Genomic DNA, 12,821 nt, shown 5'->3' on the forward strand with positions numbered 1-12,821 from the left:
CCTAAATGTGTAGGATCTGCTTTCACTTTATCATTAATTATGTCAGGCTAGCTTGAGTTATTCTAAAACAGTTTATTCGGCCCCGATTATAGGGCGGAACATACTTCCCCCGGCACGCATCTAGATAGTCAGAGCAACGTTGTATCATTGCCCTTCTGGCTTCCAGATACACCGCTTTATGGATGTAAGTAAGCAGCACACTTTTGCGCTGGTGTTGTCACGTTAATCGTTTTGGTTTCAAACAATTGGCGACCTTGGCATATTTTCAAGCATTAAATGCCGCAATGTTCCACGTCTCGAAAGCTTCGAGACGATGGTAACGAATTGTGAGGGCGGCTCGGCGGCGGGAGGGGACGGAAAACAATTGCGCGTTGCTGAATGCAGGGTGACGAACCGCTGCAATGCTCCTGGATACTGGTAACGCTGCAGGGTTCGTTCCCGTTTTCGATAGGGCAGGTGGCTGTTCTCAGCCCGATTATTGAGACCCTTATGCGACCAGTGCTCAATACCCGGAGCCACATCCGCTTTTGCTGCCTTTTTATCCCGTCGTTTTTGCAGTATTTCTTCAAGAACCGTTCCAAACTGATTAACGGCTCGCCAGAGCCAGAGTTTTTCGCCGCCACATTTAACCGCTACTTCATCAAGATGCCAGATATCGCCAGGCTTGGGCTGGCGTCGACGAAGGTTTTAGGTTATGTTCGGGCCAAATTTCTTTACCCAGCGGTGAACAGTCTCATAGGAAACGTCGATCCCTAGTTCCAACAACATTTCCTCGACTTCCCGAAAACTTAAGTTGAAGCGCAGATAGAGCCAAACCGCGTGAGAGACTATCTGCGGTGGAAAACGGTGATACTTGAAGCTGATCTGTGATGTCTGTATCAGTGGAATTTAGCGCAAACATGCAGCGCAGACAACAGGTGCAAGATTAACGTGACACCACCTTTTAATAAGATAATCAAAGAGTTAGGGCTAAATGGTACAAAACTGATCCTGATGGAAGCAACAGGAGGTATGGAGTCCGGTGCAGCCTGCTATCTTCAGTCTGAAGGTTTTGATGTTGTCGTTATTAATCCCCGACAGGCACGCGATTTTGCCCGGGCCATGGGCATTTAGCGAAGACCGATCGAATTGATGCCAGAGTTCTTCTTCAGATGGCCGAAGTTATTAACCTGTATCTGAGCGGGGAAAATACATTCGCTCTTTACCTGACGCTCCCAGGCAACTCCTGGCCGCAATGGTAGTCAGGCGTAGACAGCTAACGATAATGCTCACCGCTGAGCGGGATTCGATTACATCCTTCACATCCCCAGAGCCACGACAGTATCAGGTTCATAATTTCGGCACTTAAAGAGGAACTTGCCCGCATCGAGGGTGAAATGGCTTCTCATATCTCTAAAAATTTAAGTGAATTATCTGATCTACTGAGTGCAGTTAAAGGTGTTGGGGCTGCGACCGTTGCTGTGTTACTGGCGGAAGCTCCTGAGCTTGGTTCGCTGTCACGACGTGAAATTAGCGCGTTTATTGGGGGTGCTCCAGTAAACAGGGATTCCGGCACAATACGCGTTCGCCGAACGGTATTCGGAGGACGGGCTTCCGTCCCTACAGCACTCTATATGTCAGCCCTTGTTGGGACGAGGCACAACCCCTCAATTAAAGAGTTCTATACACGACTGGTCGCTGCAGGAAAACCTAAAAATGCTTGCATCAGAAAGCTACTGACCATACTGAACGCACTGCTGAAAAGAATGAAGCATGGGATCCGTTGTATCACCGACATGGTTCATATTCGGGCTCGTAAGACAGTTGCTATGCTCAAACTATAGGGCAGGATCGTCTACTTGGGCGGGGTCAGTCCATCCCATTGTGCAACTGATTTCCTTCCCACAAATATAAGGTGGGGCATACGCTTTCCGGCACATATCCAGATAATCCGACCACCATTGCATCATCGCTTTACGGGCATCGAGATATTCTGCTTTATGGATGTAAGCCGCTCGAACGCTGTTACGCTCCTGGTGACTCATCTGCCGTTCAACCGCATCCTGTGGCCATAGGCCAGACTCCATCAGGGCACTACAGGCCATTGCCCGAAACCCGTGGCCGCAGATTTTATCTTTTGTGTCATAGCCCATCATGCGTAGCGCCTTGTTGACCGTGTTTTCACACATAGGTTTATACGGATTGTGATCGCCGGGGAATACCAACACCTGATGCCCGGATATTTCCCGTATCTGTTTCAGAATAGTGATGGATTGACTGGAGAGGGGTACGATATGTGGAGTGCGCATTTTCGCGCCACGCCCTGAATAGCGGACATCGGGTATGGTTTCTCGGGTGGCTGGAATGGTCCAGATTTTGTTTTTGAAATCAATTTCAGACCAACGGGCAAAGCGCAACTCGCTGGATCGGATGAAAAGGTGCAGAGTAAGTGATACTGCCAAACGGGTTAATTCTCGCCCTTGCTTGTAGTCCTCAATGCGAGTCAACAGTTCCGGCAGTTTCTCCAGCGGAAGGGCAGGGTAGTGGCGTTTAATGGGAGGGGCGATGATACCGTTCAGATTGGCCGCCGGATTATGCGCTATTAACTCCTGATGCACCGCATGGCGCATGATATTGCACATATGCTGCCGGGTGCGTGCCGCCACTTCCAGCAGACCTTTTCTCTCAATTCCTTTCAGCAGGTCGATGAAATGGCGGGTTTTCAGTTCTGTGACTGGCAGGTGTCCAATTATCGGGAAGATATGATTGTTCATGCTGGCAAGCAGGCGGGTTGCATGGCTCTCCGACCATGCTCTGTTGCTTTTATGCCAACTTAGCGCCACTGATTTGAAGGTTTCCTCTGGTGAGGCAGTGGCTCTCTCAGCAGAGCGCTGTTGAGCTGGATTGATATTCTGCGCCAGCAATTTACGGATACCATCACGCTGCTGACGAGCGTCGGCCAAAGATACTGCAGGATAGGCCCCTAAGCCGAGGCGGGATTCTTTTTTATTGATGCGATATTTGAGATACCAGAGACGTGAACCGCATGGATTGACCAAAAGGTATAAACCGTGAGAGTCGGATACTTTGAAGGGTTTTTCGGATGGTTTTAAGCTGCGGATTTTTGAGTCGTTAAGAGACATTTGGGGGTCACTCCGTCATCGAACCAACTTGACCCCAAATCTGACCACCAAATTCTCCCGATGCGGAGAGTAAACTGAAAATGCATCGGGAAGACTTTCCACGCTAACCTATTGAATCTGAATCACATAGGGATTCGCAAAGCAGCATGAAAACAAGAATTTGGCTCCTCTGACTGGACTCGAACTTCATCTACACCTCCTGTTATTACTGCTTTTGTTAAACTTAGCCATATTTTTACCAACATATTTACCATCATTATTGTTTTCTTTTGGTAAAAATGTCAATTAAAAACAATTCGTTGTTGTCATAATCATCTAACTATAAGCATCTAAATTTACTTTCATTATCAACATGATGTTGTCGTTATTGTTGTTAAAATAAATTATTAAAAACAATTGGTTAATTTTTATTAAATAAATCATGTTTAGTCAAGGTGAAAGCACTGACCTTCAAGGTCACTTACTGTGCTCACACCATTTTGAAAACCCGCTCCTCTTTTCCACTTTCTCTATCATGTTGAATGGGCTAACGTTTAGGAAACACAAAAGCAATCGGTAGAACAATGACTACACAAAAGGAAATGGAAGAAATCAGGGCAGCGTTATCTTGGTTTGATGTACGCCGATATGATGGCCTGAAAGACCTCACCTTAGAACAAATCTATGCAGAGCTTGAAAGACGGATGTTGGCTTACAAAACAAGACAACAATGGGAAACAGCAGGCAAAGATAATCAAATGCAAGCGATATACCATGATGCCACAATCCGATGTGGTGATGTGATACTTAAATCAGACTGGATTTCAGACAATCACAGACTGTCGCATAGCTATGCTGTAAGACCAATGACCAGAGTTCAATTGTTCAACTATGGGCGGGCTATGTATCGGCTGGAGACTTCAGAGCAAACAGACCCTGTTGCAGTGAGTTCCGACTACATCTCTGAGTATCTGAAACAAGGAGGCATGAACCCTGCTAACAAGATGCTGATTGAAATTGACTTGGAAGAAGCCAGCAGTGACGATCTCGCAGAACATCTGAAAGTACTGATTGCTCTATGGCAAAAGCACCTGAAAACGCCTAAACCCCCGAAACGAAAATTTAGGTTTGGTCATAAGACCTTTGAAAGAATACTTGATTACAAAGTCATCCCTTTGATGGATTTGATCTCATGGGAACAGCTCTACAACGAAGGTAAGAACATACCTTTCACCATTTTAGCTGACATCCTGCATGGTAATAATGGGGTCAGAAGTAGTGAGAACATCAAAGATACTGATTATGATTACGCGAAAAGTTATCTTGATAACGATGAGTACTTCAAGGTTTTAAATGATTTCTATATTAAAAACAATATGTTGAAGGATTGGTATATCGTTGATGTGATAACACTTAACGATAAATCCTCGGATAAAAACAAAAAGTAAACACAAGGGATGTTCACAACCTGCGAACATCCCTAAAAAGCGTATCCCTCCAAAAATTTCCGCGAAACTCACGGTTGGTGAACATCCCTAGTTTAGAACTAGCCAAAATCCTAGAATTATCTCCATCGAACAACATACTAAAAAACGAAATATCCAAGATATTACGTAAAAAAAACAGGAGATAATATGGTTCAAAACAAAACAGATAAACATCCGAAACTGATTCGTTTGCCAGAAGTAAAAAGAAGAACAGGGTTTGGTAAAACGTGGATATATGCCTTAATAAGAGCGGGTAAATTTCCTAAGCAAGTAAAAACCGGATTGCGCTCTATAGCATTTATTGAAAGTGAGATTGATGAATGGATTTACAAAATCATTTCTGATTCTCGCAATCATATCTAAAAAATTTTATTAAATAATGAGAGGTTAAGATGAAAAGTAAAAACGTACTGCCTTGTGTGGTGACTGTTACGAATGATGAGACAGAAGTATTTATGGAAATGGCAATAAATAACTTTAGAAAACATCTTCAGGTCATGATTGATTGTATGGGAAATGATTATGAGCGTCATTTTAAAGACCGACTTTATATTGAAGAAGTGATTGGAAAAGTGATCGAACGAACAAAACAAGAGTTTGCTGAATCAATGAAAGATAATAAAGGGAAAGAATATTATCTGTTCTTGGATGAGGTGAGAAGGAATCTGAGAGTTATTTACTCTGCGTATCGTACTAACTATTAATGAGAGAGGTGAATATGAACGAAAAATGTTTAGGCTGGAATGAAATACCCGTTAAAATATCCGCAAGTAATGCTGAGACAGCAAACTTTGCTACTGATGTTGTAAATACCTATAACGAGTTAATACATTACTTATACTTTAATCTAAGTGATGATGAATTTCTGAAAAAAATGAAGGATGGATTTTACAGGGAGATATTCATAATGGATATTATTAATCTCACGCTACAGGAATGGTTTGAAAGTGCTGAAGAGATAAAGATTAAATACATATCAGTTCCAGAGGTTAAAACTATACTAAGTAGTTATCATGAGTTTTTGATTAAATGCTTTAATGGTGATGATTATGTTCTTTATTACAAAAGAATAGAAATCAGCGCAAATAAACAGTCTGTAATATAAATCAAGAGGTAGAGGAATGAGTGAAAAACTGATAAAAGAATCCCGGAAGGTTTTCATGCATATGGCAAGTTTATTCTATGAAATGAAAATAAATACGCTTAAGGAAATCCGACCCGATGAAGTAGAGATGTTAATGAAGGATGATGCATTCATGGAAGGCATTTATAAAGAGAGCATTAAAAAGGCAGGTGCAGCTTTTAAAAAAGTAGTCAGGGCTGAGTATTATGAGCAAGGGCATTCAGTAAAAATGGTTGATAAGGAGGTGGTGTTAATAACATTACGTGTTAATCACAAACGAAGATAAAAAGGTTATTTAATAAATCATTTTTAGCCTCATTCATGGGGCGAAAAAAATAAAAAAGAAAACAAATATCATTTAATAGTGAGGCGTAACCATGAGTAAAATTTTTGAAATTAAAAGTGTATCTACAGAAACGTTTTATAATATTGCAGAGCGTTCGTTTGAGGCTAGTTGGAAGGTTATGCAGGATATGGCCTCTGATAATGTCTCATACTTGGTATATGATGCGGATTTTATGTGTGTTTTCATCGGCAATGTTATTGAGCATATCAGTAAAAATTTTTACATCATTATCCAATGTGAATGTCTGGAAGGAAAGCTTGAAGAAGTAAACTTTGAAGAGGTAGCGGAACGTCTGGTCCGGCATTCATGGGAGTATTGTAAATAATATCAAAATAAAAATAGATTAAGAAATCATGGGCAGAGTTGTTATCTACTCACTGATTTAGATTATGTGGCCCCGTAATGGGGCTGTACATCGATTACAAGAGGAATATGATATGAATGATGTGGTATTATACGAAAAAAATGAATCAATGTCTTTTGCTATTTGCACGGTCTTATCATTATATTGCGATTTCATATACGAAATAGCACATGGATTTCATAATGAAGCGGTAATGATCATTGAAAATGAAAAGTGTGTGGGACAGGCACTTAAAATACAAATAAACAATCTATTCGATGATTTCGATTACTACAAAAAAGTGAATGGAACAGAAAAAGTAAAACGGGAAGATATAGATGAAAAAGAACTCTTTAACAAAGTAATGGCAGCACATAACCAAGGAGTAAAAGCGCTAATCATAAAGAATCTTGAGGCCAATCTTCGAGAGAAAGAGGAAGGTTCTGAATATTGGAAGTTAAAAATATTTAATAGGTTTAATGGGATATAGAAGTCAATGTAGGCTTCTATATATTCAGATAAAGAAAGTAGTCATGATCTTTATCTCATCGGAGAAAGTGTTTTTCATGGCTGGATATTTAAAAATTATTTTATTTTATTTTTCATTATTTTTTCGACTTCTTTTTTTTGTGATGTAGATAAATTCCTTTTAATCTCTTTCATTTTGTTTTTAAAATTAAGATTATCTCTTTCATCATGCAAGGACTTCATTTTATTATATGCTTCGTCACTGAAAGGATTAAAATCATCATCTGTTTTTTCATCTGAGCAAGGAAAAAGGAAACTTCTGTTAAGATAATCGCGCCTAAGCTCATCGTAAACTTTACCACCATCAATAATTGTTTCATTTTCCTGTGCTTTTTTTATATGGTCTGTCATGTTGACTCCTCTTATTTTTAGTGGATTGTGTATATATTTTATTTTAAGGGATTGGTTCAAAGTGTCAAATTTAATGGAGAGGCATGGATTTAATTATCTATTTTTCTTGTCATGTCTCTATAATTTAGCCTTGCTGAATAACCTCGTTCAATAAACTGTGTTTTATCGTAGCTATAAAGATAATCTGCATCGATTCTTCCACAAGACTTACAAAAAGAGTATTCCCATCTCAAGTTGCATTTCTTAGAAACAGAAAACCTCTCTGTCATTTCTCTACCACATGAACATTGCATATCATACCTCTCTTATTTGTTTTTATAGCTTTCAAAAATTAGTGTTCCAGAAAGATCATAAAGTTCAACCTTGCCGACTTTACCTTCATCATTTTTGATGGACATTCTTATTAATCGGGAATCATGATATTTTTCTAATAAATCAGGTTTATTGGCTAGGTATTTTGCTATTACAGCGCCGCTTTTTATATAGTCGAAGCTGGAACATATTGTTCTTTTGAACTCTACATCAGTTAGACCGCTTTCCATGATCTTTCTTGCGATGAGTGATTTTAATGGACGCTCAAATTCCTCATGCTCTTTACGCCTTTGTTCCTCTTCTTGTTTACGTCTCAGTTGGTTGAGGAAGTAAAGTTTATCTCTTTCTAATTGTAGTTGGCTTTCTTTATCTTGAATGATGTTGCTGACTACTGATGATGGAATGACTTGAATATTGTTAGACCAATATCGATACGGATTATGTTTCTGAATACTTCCAACTGTTAAACGTATTCTATCTACATCGATATTTTTATCAAAAGAGACGATTCTTTTATTACCATCTTTTGAAATTATTTTTGCTGTGTTCTCAAGTTTCTCATTACCTTGTAAGTCAAATGAATTTACAACAGTATTATGTTCTTCATGATAAAAGGACTGTTTTTTACTATCAATATAACATTCAAGAAAAGAATAGAGTTTGAACTCTTCAATGCCAAATGTTTCCTCAAGCATAGTCATTTGTTCCGCTAAGATATCAAGAATATCGGTTTTTGATAATCTATCATGCAGTTTTATTTCGAGTGAGCCGGGTAAGTATTTCATTTCTTCACCTTATTATTACTGGGTTTATTAGAGTTACTGCTGGAAAGATAATATGTTTTCATAAATGTTAAACGGTCGCCATTAAACATATAGTCTGGATTAATGAAGTAATAGTTCTGTATCATGGTCTCTGCAATAAACTTCTTGTCAGCAAGTTCTTTCATGCCTTTGAAATATGTTGTTCTGGATATTTTTACGACATCTTGATCAACAATATCGTATGACATCAAAATAGTATCAGTATCCTTATTATCTCTGATAGCAAGATAAAGGATCTTGAAAACTTTTTTACCCGATGAAGACAGTCCTTCAATAGCAGATACTCCGTCAACATAAAGTTTCACGAACTGTGTCTTATCAACCTCCATAGCCTGATAGAAACCGCCATTACCAACTTGCTCTCCAGTATTTTCATTAATTAATGCTAATCGATCTTTTCCTGTAGTAATACGTCTGACTCCAGTTTTTGTATGTAGACTTGTATCATTAAGAAATGGGTTTTTAGTATGACGTGGGAGACCTCTTCTTGATTTCTTTACTTCAGTTTGTATCTTATTTTCTATCATGGTATTTACTCCTTTATTTTTTTAGTTATACATTTAAGTAAATACTATATTTTGCGTGCAAGTCAATACTTAAAGTTTATATTTTTTAAAATAACTAACACTTGATGTTTTTACTTATGAAACTTGTAGTGCTACATAATATATATAAATAACACTTTATCATTTTTATTTGAGAATACTTATCAACTTAAGTACCGGGATTCGGGACTTTAACTCCCGGATGTCGGTACTTGGTTTTGAGCTATAGCTGCCCTGAGAGCATTTTCCTTCTTCATTATTCAATTAGTGAAGTTGAGAACAACTATGCAGAGGCATTTCAAGGGTATAGTTTAACTATTTATTGCATTGGTTTCCTCTCTTCAATTTATATCTCAGCGAAGTGATTGTTTCAAACAATCACTAAGCGCTGCTGATATCTTATTAAAGTTGAAATTGTTTCCCATTTACCTCATAGCGACTATCGCCGCAATTATTCATGGATAAATCCATCATCAACAGGGATGAACCCTGTTCCAGCAATGTGATTGTTTTGAACAATCACGAAGTGCTGCTATGGAGATATAGTTTTCCTATGCGTTTAAGAGCAAATACTATATTTTTTAGTGCTAATACTGTTATGAAATATAGGATCTAAAATATTTAATCATGAATAAAAGAATAGATGTTGATCCTTTTGGCTTTACCCTAAAACATAGCAAGGACCATTGTTAAATCGTTAAATATATTTTACAGAGTTAGGGCGTAGCCGTGCGTCAGCACATGAGCGTTAGCTCATAAGAGAAATATCTTCTCAAAAGAATAAGAAAAAACAGGTAAAACGTTTATTATATGAGTTAAATTTGATTTTTACCGATTCGATATGGTATTAAATAATAAAAAAGAAGGAAAATAATGAATGAACAACATTAAGATTATTACGCTCTTTCATACAAATAAAAAAATACCATTTATGACTTGTATTGTTAAAGAAGTTGAAGAAAATGAACAAGGAATAAAACTCACTTTGGAAAGTGGTGATAATATCCATGTCAAAGATTATGGCTATTTCTTCTTATCAGAATCAGCAAATCAGTTTGATCAGGAACGAATGATTAATACATACAGAAGATTGATTTCTGAACTGAGCCAAGTTAGCGAAGAAACAATAGAGTCCTTAGTTCCGAAGATATCGAATAATATGAAAAGCAATTTCCCGGCAAGCGGTGTGAGTGCTTTGGAAGATGATTGAAAAATCTGAATGGTAGCAACCATTCCATATGAAACAGCATATTAAAACATGCGTTGCATACAGGTTTTTGCAACACCATATCGGAAGATAGCTACGTTACCTGAGATCTAACAATCCCTGTCTGCGTAATGGTCGACAGGGTATTACCTGTTCTGACCTATACCTTTCTATCTCCATCCATGTGCAAACAGCTACTGACATGGCTCTTCGTGTACATTACACCTCTTATTGATCGATATAAAAGATCGATAAACTGCATTTGATAGATATTAACTATCAAATTAGCGTCAATTGATCGGTGTTTTAATTGTTTATATCGATCGATTATAGATATATGATAGTTTTTATCTATCAAATGATTTGAATTCGATCGATACAAACGATATGACGAACAGAAAAATAAATTGAATCCTATCAATTGATTAATGCTTTTTTACAGCCCAGAGAGACCAACCTATGGGTAGGGCTGTCTTTGACATAAAGTTTCCACACATTGGGGATAGATATGAAATTACGGATAGTGATGCCTCTACTGCTGTCTGCTGCCGCACTGACAGGATGCCAGCAGCTCAACGATGGTGTGAATACAGTTAATGGAGCAATCAATTCTTCGTTGTCTTCAGTAGGTAAAGCGCTGGGGGGCACCGCCACCACTCAAAGCCTTGGCCCGGTATCGTCTGTATCTGGCCTTGGTGCTGTCTGCAAAGACTATGAAGAAAACGCAATGGCGGCAGAGAAACAGTGGACTGGCAAAAGGATCTCTATCAGCAACGCAACTGTTCTTGAAGTTACGAAGGGCAGAAGTGCCAGCGACATGATGACGGGAATGCCCAAATCAGCCCCTAACTATTATCTGCTCTTTAAAACAACCGATACCAGCTACTGCGGCGGGATGGTCTGGCTGGATTACTACTCTGGTATTGATGATACCGTTCTTACTTATAAGAAAGGCCAGAAAGTCAGCGTCACCGGAACTGTAAACAATTTCGAAGTCCGTGGATTCGCTACCGTCAACAATGCCGATATGCCAGTTCGTCTGGTTGTTCTGAAAAACGGCACTATCAGTCACAAAAAGGGATAAGAACCATGCGTAAATTTTTAGCCATTGCGGGCCTTACCGTGTTGTTATCAGGCTGCGGTGAAAAAGGTGATTTTGAGAAAGCTATCAATGCGAAGATTTCACATTCAAAGCTGTGCTACTCCTTGCAGGATAATGACATTGTGTTCAATAAGGGCTTCTCCATCCGGGTCAACCATGGCTACCGTTCAGCGGGGTATAGTGCCAGTGATGAAATATTGAAAGGTCTGGCTAATCAGGGGCTGCTTGATGTTTCTCAACAAGCTAATGGTTTCAGTAGTGTCGATGTTCTGGAAGTAACAGACAAAGGCCAAGCGGTTGAGTTTTGGGATCGTAAAGATGGTGCCTGTATTGGTCATCGTGCGGTTGCTGAGATAAAGGAATGGACTGAACCGGGAAACGGTAATCAGAAAATTGTTCGCGTGTCTTATACATGGAAGTTGGCGGATGTTCCTGCATGGGTGGACAAAAAAGCGTTCTCCAGCGTCAAGGGTATGAATGAACCTGAAGACGGCATGATTAATCTTGTTAAAACCAGCAATGGCTGGAAAGCGATCTAAGGGGCTATCATGGAAAACAATACCATCAAGTGTCCATTTTGCCTGAAAGAAAGCCAAAGGGATGTCCATGTCTGCACCGGCTGCATGGCGACGGTTCTGTATGGAACCTACCCCGGCTGGTATGCTTTCGTGGTTATATTATTGACCTTCGGCCTGTCTATACTGATCGGAATGTCTACAGGTATGGCGGGAGCTACTATCAGCCTACCAATAATTGCGGCTGTTGGGTTTGTCGCAGGTAAGGCAATTTTCTCTGATAATGTTGTGTTTAGGCGAAAGATGTAAAACCCTTACCGTAAATGCAAAGAAACCATATCTGTTGAACTAAGTGTGGTTTTTTTGCATAACAAAGTATTTTATATTCCAAAAAAACATATAAAACATGTTGCCTGTCAGGCAACAACTATCTATTATCAAATCATGGACGAACGAACTCGTTTGTCTTTGCTCTTTAAAAACCTCTAGGATCGGTAAAGGACTGAGTGAAACTTTCAGTCAACCATTTCTCCAATACGAGACGTGGCCCATGTCCCTCTTCATTGTGATCGTAACTTAATGCGAAATGTATATTGCAATCGTCTATCTACGATACGGCATTGTTTAATGCTGAAATGGCGGGGTATCCAATCAGTTGTGTTGGATGGGTGTTGGCTGGCTTTGTCTACGGTGTGCAACACGATCCACAAGACATTTTGGCGGGGATGCAAGTTGCATCGTGTTGTTAAAATGAGAGGTTTTTATGAAAGATGTTTTAGACACTTTGCGCCAAGTGCGTGAAAAGAGCAAACACACTGTAGACAATAGCTCTTTGAAAAAACTGGATGATGCGATTCTGACCCTTGAAAAGAGAATCGAGGAGAATTCTAAAGGCCACACAGCCTTAGATTATCTTTCTTATATCGCGAAGATCTTTGCTTTAATTAAACTTCTGAGCGGTGATTCTGATTTTCATTGATATCTACCTACTAAGGGGATTTGTTATGTATCCATCTTCATTTTTTGAACGAGCAGCC

At 39.3% G+C, this 12,821-nt stretch carries 16 protein-coding genes and 2 pseudogenes; 13 read left to right on the forward strand and 5 right to left on the reverse strand.

Annotated elements, in window-relative coordinates; translation table 11 throughout:
- Positions 1–265: 265 nt before the first annotated feature.
- Positions 266–864, reverse strand: a pseudogene (locus ENGE1_RS29440) (IS6 family transposase).
- A 78-nt stretch (positions 865–942) separates the two neighbouring features.
- Here ENGE1_RS29440 and ENGE1_RS26560 point away from each other — a divergent pair.
- Positions 943–1,798, forward strand: a pseudogene (locus ENGE1_RS26560) (IS110 family RNA-guided transposase); the annotation flags it as partial.
- A gap of 19 nt (positions 1,799–1,817) precedes the next feature.
- Here ENGE1_RS26560 and ENGE1_RS02160 read toward each other — a convergent pair.
- Positions 1,818–3,122 carry a tyrosine-type recombinase/integrase gene (locus tag ENGE1_RS02160; RefSeq protein ID WP_064360515.1) on the reverse strand — a complete coding sequence of 435 codons (1,305 nt, stop codon included), beginning with the start codon at positions 3,120–3,122 and terminating at the stop codon, positions 1,818–1,820.
- 563 nt (positions 3,123–3,685) lie between these two features.
- Here ENGE1_RS02160 and ENGE1_RS02165 point away from each other — a divergent pair.
- The 7 genes from ENGE1_RS02165 (at position 3,686) to ENGE1_RS02190 (ending at position 6,890) form a co-directional block, all read left to right on the forward strand.
- Positions 3,686–4,549, forward strand: a complete 864-nt coding sequence (locus tag ENGE1_RS02165; RefSeq protein WP_048287092.1) for a DUF6387 family protein — start codon at positions 3,686–3,688, stop codon at positions 4,547–4,549.
- Positions 4,550–4,735: 186 nt separating this feature from the next.
- Positions 4,736–4,951 (forward strand): helix-turn-helix transcriptional regulator, encoded by a 216-nt coding sequence (locus ENGE1_RS26565; RefSeq protein ID WP_073971291.1) that lies wholly within the window; start codon positions 4,736–4,738, stop codon positions 4,949–4,951.
- A 29-nt stretch (positions 4,952–4,980) separates the two neighbouring features.
- Entirely contained in the window at positions 4,981–5,292 is a 312-nt protein-coding gene (locus ENGE1_RS02170; RefSeq protein WP_001515481.1) for a hypothetical protein, read from the forward strand.
- Positions 5,293–5,306: 14 nt separating this feature from the next.
- Entirely contained in the window at positions 5,307–5,693 is a 387-nt protein-coding gene (locus ENGE1_RS02175) for a hypothetical protein (protein WP_049111561.1), read from the forward strand.
- Between the two features lie 16 nt (positions 5,694–5,709).
- Positions 5,710–5,997 (forward strand): hypothetical protein, encoded by a 288-nt coding sequence (locus tag ENGE1_RS02180; protein ID WP_064360516.1) that lies wholly within the window; start codon positions 5,710–5,712, stop codon positions 5,995–5,997.
- Between the two features lie 91 nt (positions 5,998–6,088).
- Complete coding sequence (locus tag ENGE1_RS02185) at positions 6,089–6,382, forward strand: hypothetical protein (RefSeq protein WP_049121561.1); 294 nt, start codon at positions 6,089–6,091, stop codon at positions 6,380–6,382.
- 112 nt (positions 6,383–6,494) lie between these two features.
- Complete coding sequence (locus ENGE1_RS02190) at positions 6,495–6,890, forward strand: hypothetical protein (protein ID WP_064360517.1); 396 nt, start codon at positions 6,495–6,497, stop codon at positions 6,888–6,890.
- Between the two features lie 95 nt (positions 6,891–6,985).
- Here ENGE1_RS02190 and ENGE1_RS26570 read toward each other — a convergent pair whose 3' ends face one another.
- From ENGE1_RS26570 to ENGE1_RS02200, 3 genes are all read right to left on the reverse strand, one after another.
- The gene (locus ENGE1_RS26570) at positions 6,986–7,279 is read right to left on the reverse strand and encodes a hypothetical protein (RefSeq protein ID WP_064168142.1); all 294 of its coding nucleotides are present in this window, start codon (positions 7,277–7,279) and stop codon (positions 6,986–6,988) included.
- Between the two features lie 305 nt (positions 7,280–7,584).
- The gene (locus ENGE1_RS02195) at positions 7,585–8,376 is read right to left on the reverse strand and encodes a hypothetical protein (RefSeq protein WP_064360518.1); all 792 of its coding nucleotides are present in this window, start codon (positions 8,374–8,376) and stop codon (positions 7,585–7,587) included.
- A complete protein-coding gene (locus ENGE1_RS02200; RefSeq protein WP_001548721.1) occupies positions 8,373–8,942 on the reverse strand; it encodes a replication/maintenance protein RepL in 570 nt (189 codons plus the stop codon). The genes ENGE1_RS02195 and ENGE1_RS02200 overlap by 4 nt, the downstream gene beginning before the upstream one ends.
- 895 nt (positions 8,943–9,837) lie before the next feature.
- Between ENGE1_RS02200 and ENGE1_RS02205 the strand changes: the two genes are divergently transcribed.
- The 5 genes from ENGE1_RS02205 (at position 9,838) to ENGE1_RS02225 (ending at position 12,763) form a co-directional block, all read left to right on the forward strand.
- Complete coding sequence (locus tag ENGE1_RS02205; RefSeq protein WP_064360519.1) at positions 9,838–10,170, forward strand: hypothetical protein; 333 nt, start codon at positions 9,838–9,840, stop codon at positions 10,168–10,170.
- Between the two features lie 505 nt (positions 10,171–10,675).
- Complete coding sequence (locus ENGE1_RS02210; protein WP_064360520.1) at positions 10,676–11,251, forward strand: hypothetical protein; 576 nt, start codon at positions 10,676–10,678, stop codon at positions 11,249–11,251.
- A 5-nt stretch (positions 11,252–11,256) separates the two neighbouring features.
- Positions 11,257–11,808 (forward strand): hypothetical protein, encoded by a 552-nt coding sequence (locus ENGE1_RS02215; RefSeq protein WP_064360521.1) that lies wholly within the window; start codon positions 11,257–11,259, stop codon positions 11,806–11,808.
- 9 nt (positions 11,809–11,817) lie between these two features.
- The gene (locus tag ENGE1_RS02220; RefSeq protein WP_064360522.1) at positions 11,818–12,093 is read left to right on the forward strand and encodes a hypothetical protein; all 276 of its coding nucleotides are present in this window, start codon (positions 11,818–11,820) and stop codon (positions 12,091–12,093) included.
- 454 nt (positions 12,094–12,547) lie between these two features.
- Positions 12,548–12,763: a hypothetical protein gene (locus tag ENGE1_RS02225; protein WP_000655891.1), complete on the forward strand. Its 216-nt coding sequence runs from the start codon at positions 12,548–12,550 to the stop codon at positions 12,761–12,763.
- The last annotated feature ends 58 nt before the right edge of the window (positions 12,764–12,821 follow it).

This window comes from Pluralibacter gergoviae ATCC 33028 = NBRC 105706, from assembly GCF_001598855.1.
GTDB lineage: Bacteria > Pseudomonadota > Gammaproteobacteria > Enterobacterales > Enterobacteriaceae > Pluralibacter > Pluralibacter gergoviae.

Excerpts from the sequence above, each read along its gene's own strand:
- ENGE1_RS02185 (WP_049121561.1), top strand. The coding sequence starts at position 6,089 with ATGAGTAAAATTTTTGAAATTAAAAGTGTATCTACAGAAACGTTTTAT.
- ENGE1_RS02180 (WP_064360516.1), top strand. The coding sequence starts at position 5,710 with ATGAGTGAAAAACTGATAAAAGAATCCCGGAAGGTTTTCATGCATATG.
- ENGE1_RS26570 (WP_064168142.1), bottom strand. The coding sequence starts at position 7,279 with ATGACAGACCATATAAAAAAAGCACAGGAAAATGAAACAATTATTGAT.
- ENGE1_RS02160 (WP_064360515.1), bottom strand. The coding sequence starts at position 3,122 with ATGTCTCTTAACGACTCAAAAATCCGCAGCTTAAAACCATCCGAAAAA.
- ENGE1_RS02200 (WP_001548721.1), bottom strand. The coding sequence starts at position 8,942 with ATGATAGAAAATAAGATACAAACTGAAGTAAAGAAATCAAGAAGAGGT.
- ENGE1_RS02210 (WP_064360520.1), top strand. The coding sequence starts at position 10,676 with ATGAAATTACGGATAGTGATGCCTCTACTGCTGTCTGCTGCCGCACTG.
- ENGE1_RS02205 (WP_064360519.1), top strand. The coding sequence starts at position 9,838 with ATGAACAACATTAAGATTATTACGCTCTTTCATACAAATAAAAAAATA.
- ENGE1_RS02225 (WP_000655891.1), top strand. The coding sequence starts at position 12,548 with ATGAAAGATGTTTTAGACACTTTGCGCCAAGTGCGTGAAAAGAGCAAA.
- ENGE1_RS02215 (WP_064360521.1), top strand. The coding sequence starts at position 11,257 with ATGCGTAAATTTTTAGCCATTGCGGGCCTTACCGTGTTGTTATCAGGC.
- ENGE1_RS26565 (WP_073971291.1), top strand. The coding sequence starts at position 4,736 with ATGGTTCAAAACAAAACAGATAAACATCCGAAACTGATTCGTTTGCCA.
- ENGE1_RS02170 (WP_001515481.1), top strand. The coding sequence starts at position 4,981 with ATGAAAAGTAAAAACGTACTGCCTTGTGTGGTGACTGTTACGAATGAT.
- ENGE1_RS02190 (WP_064360517.1), top strand. The coding sequence starts at position 6,495 with ATGAATGATGTGGTATTATACGAAAAAAATGAATCAATGTCTTTTGCT.
- ENGE1_RS02220 (WP_064360522.1), top strand. The coding sequence starts at position 11,818 with ATGGAAAACAATACCATCAAGTGTCCATTTTGCCTGAAAGAAAGCCAA.
- ENGE1_RS02165 (WP_048287092.1), top strand. The coding sequence starts at position 3,686 with ATGACTACACAAAAGGAAATGGAAGAAATCAGGGCAGCGTTATCTTGG.
- ENGE1_RS02195 (WP_064360518.1), bottom strand. The coding sequence starts at position 8,376 with ATGAAATACTTACCCGGCTCACTCGAAATAAAACTGCATGATAGATTA.
- ENGE1_RS02175 (WP_049111561.1), top strand. The coding sequence starts at position 5,307 with ATGAACGAAAAATGTTTAGGCTGGAATGAAATACCCGTTAAAATATCC.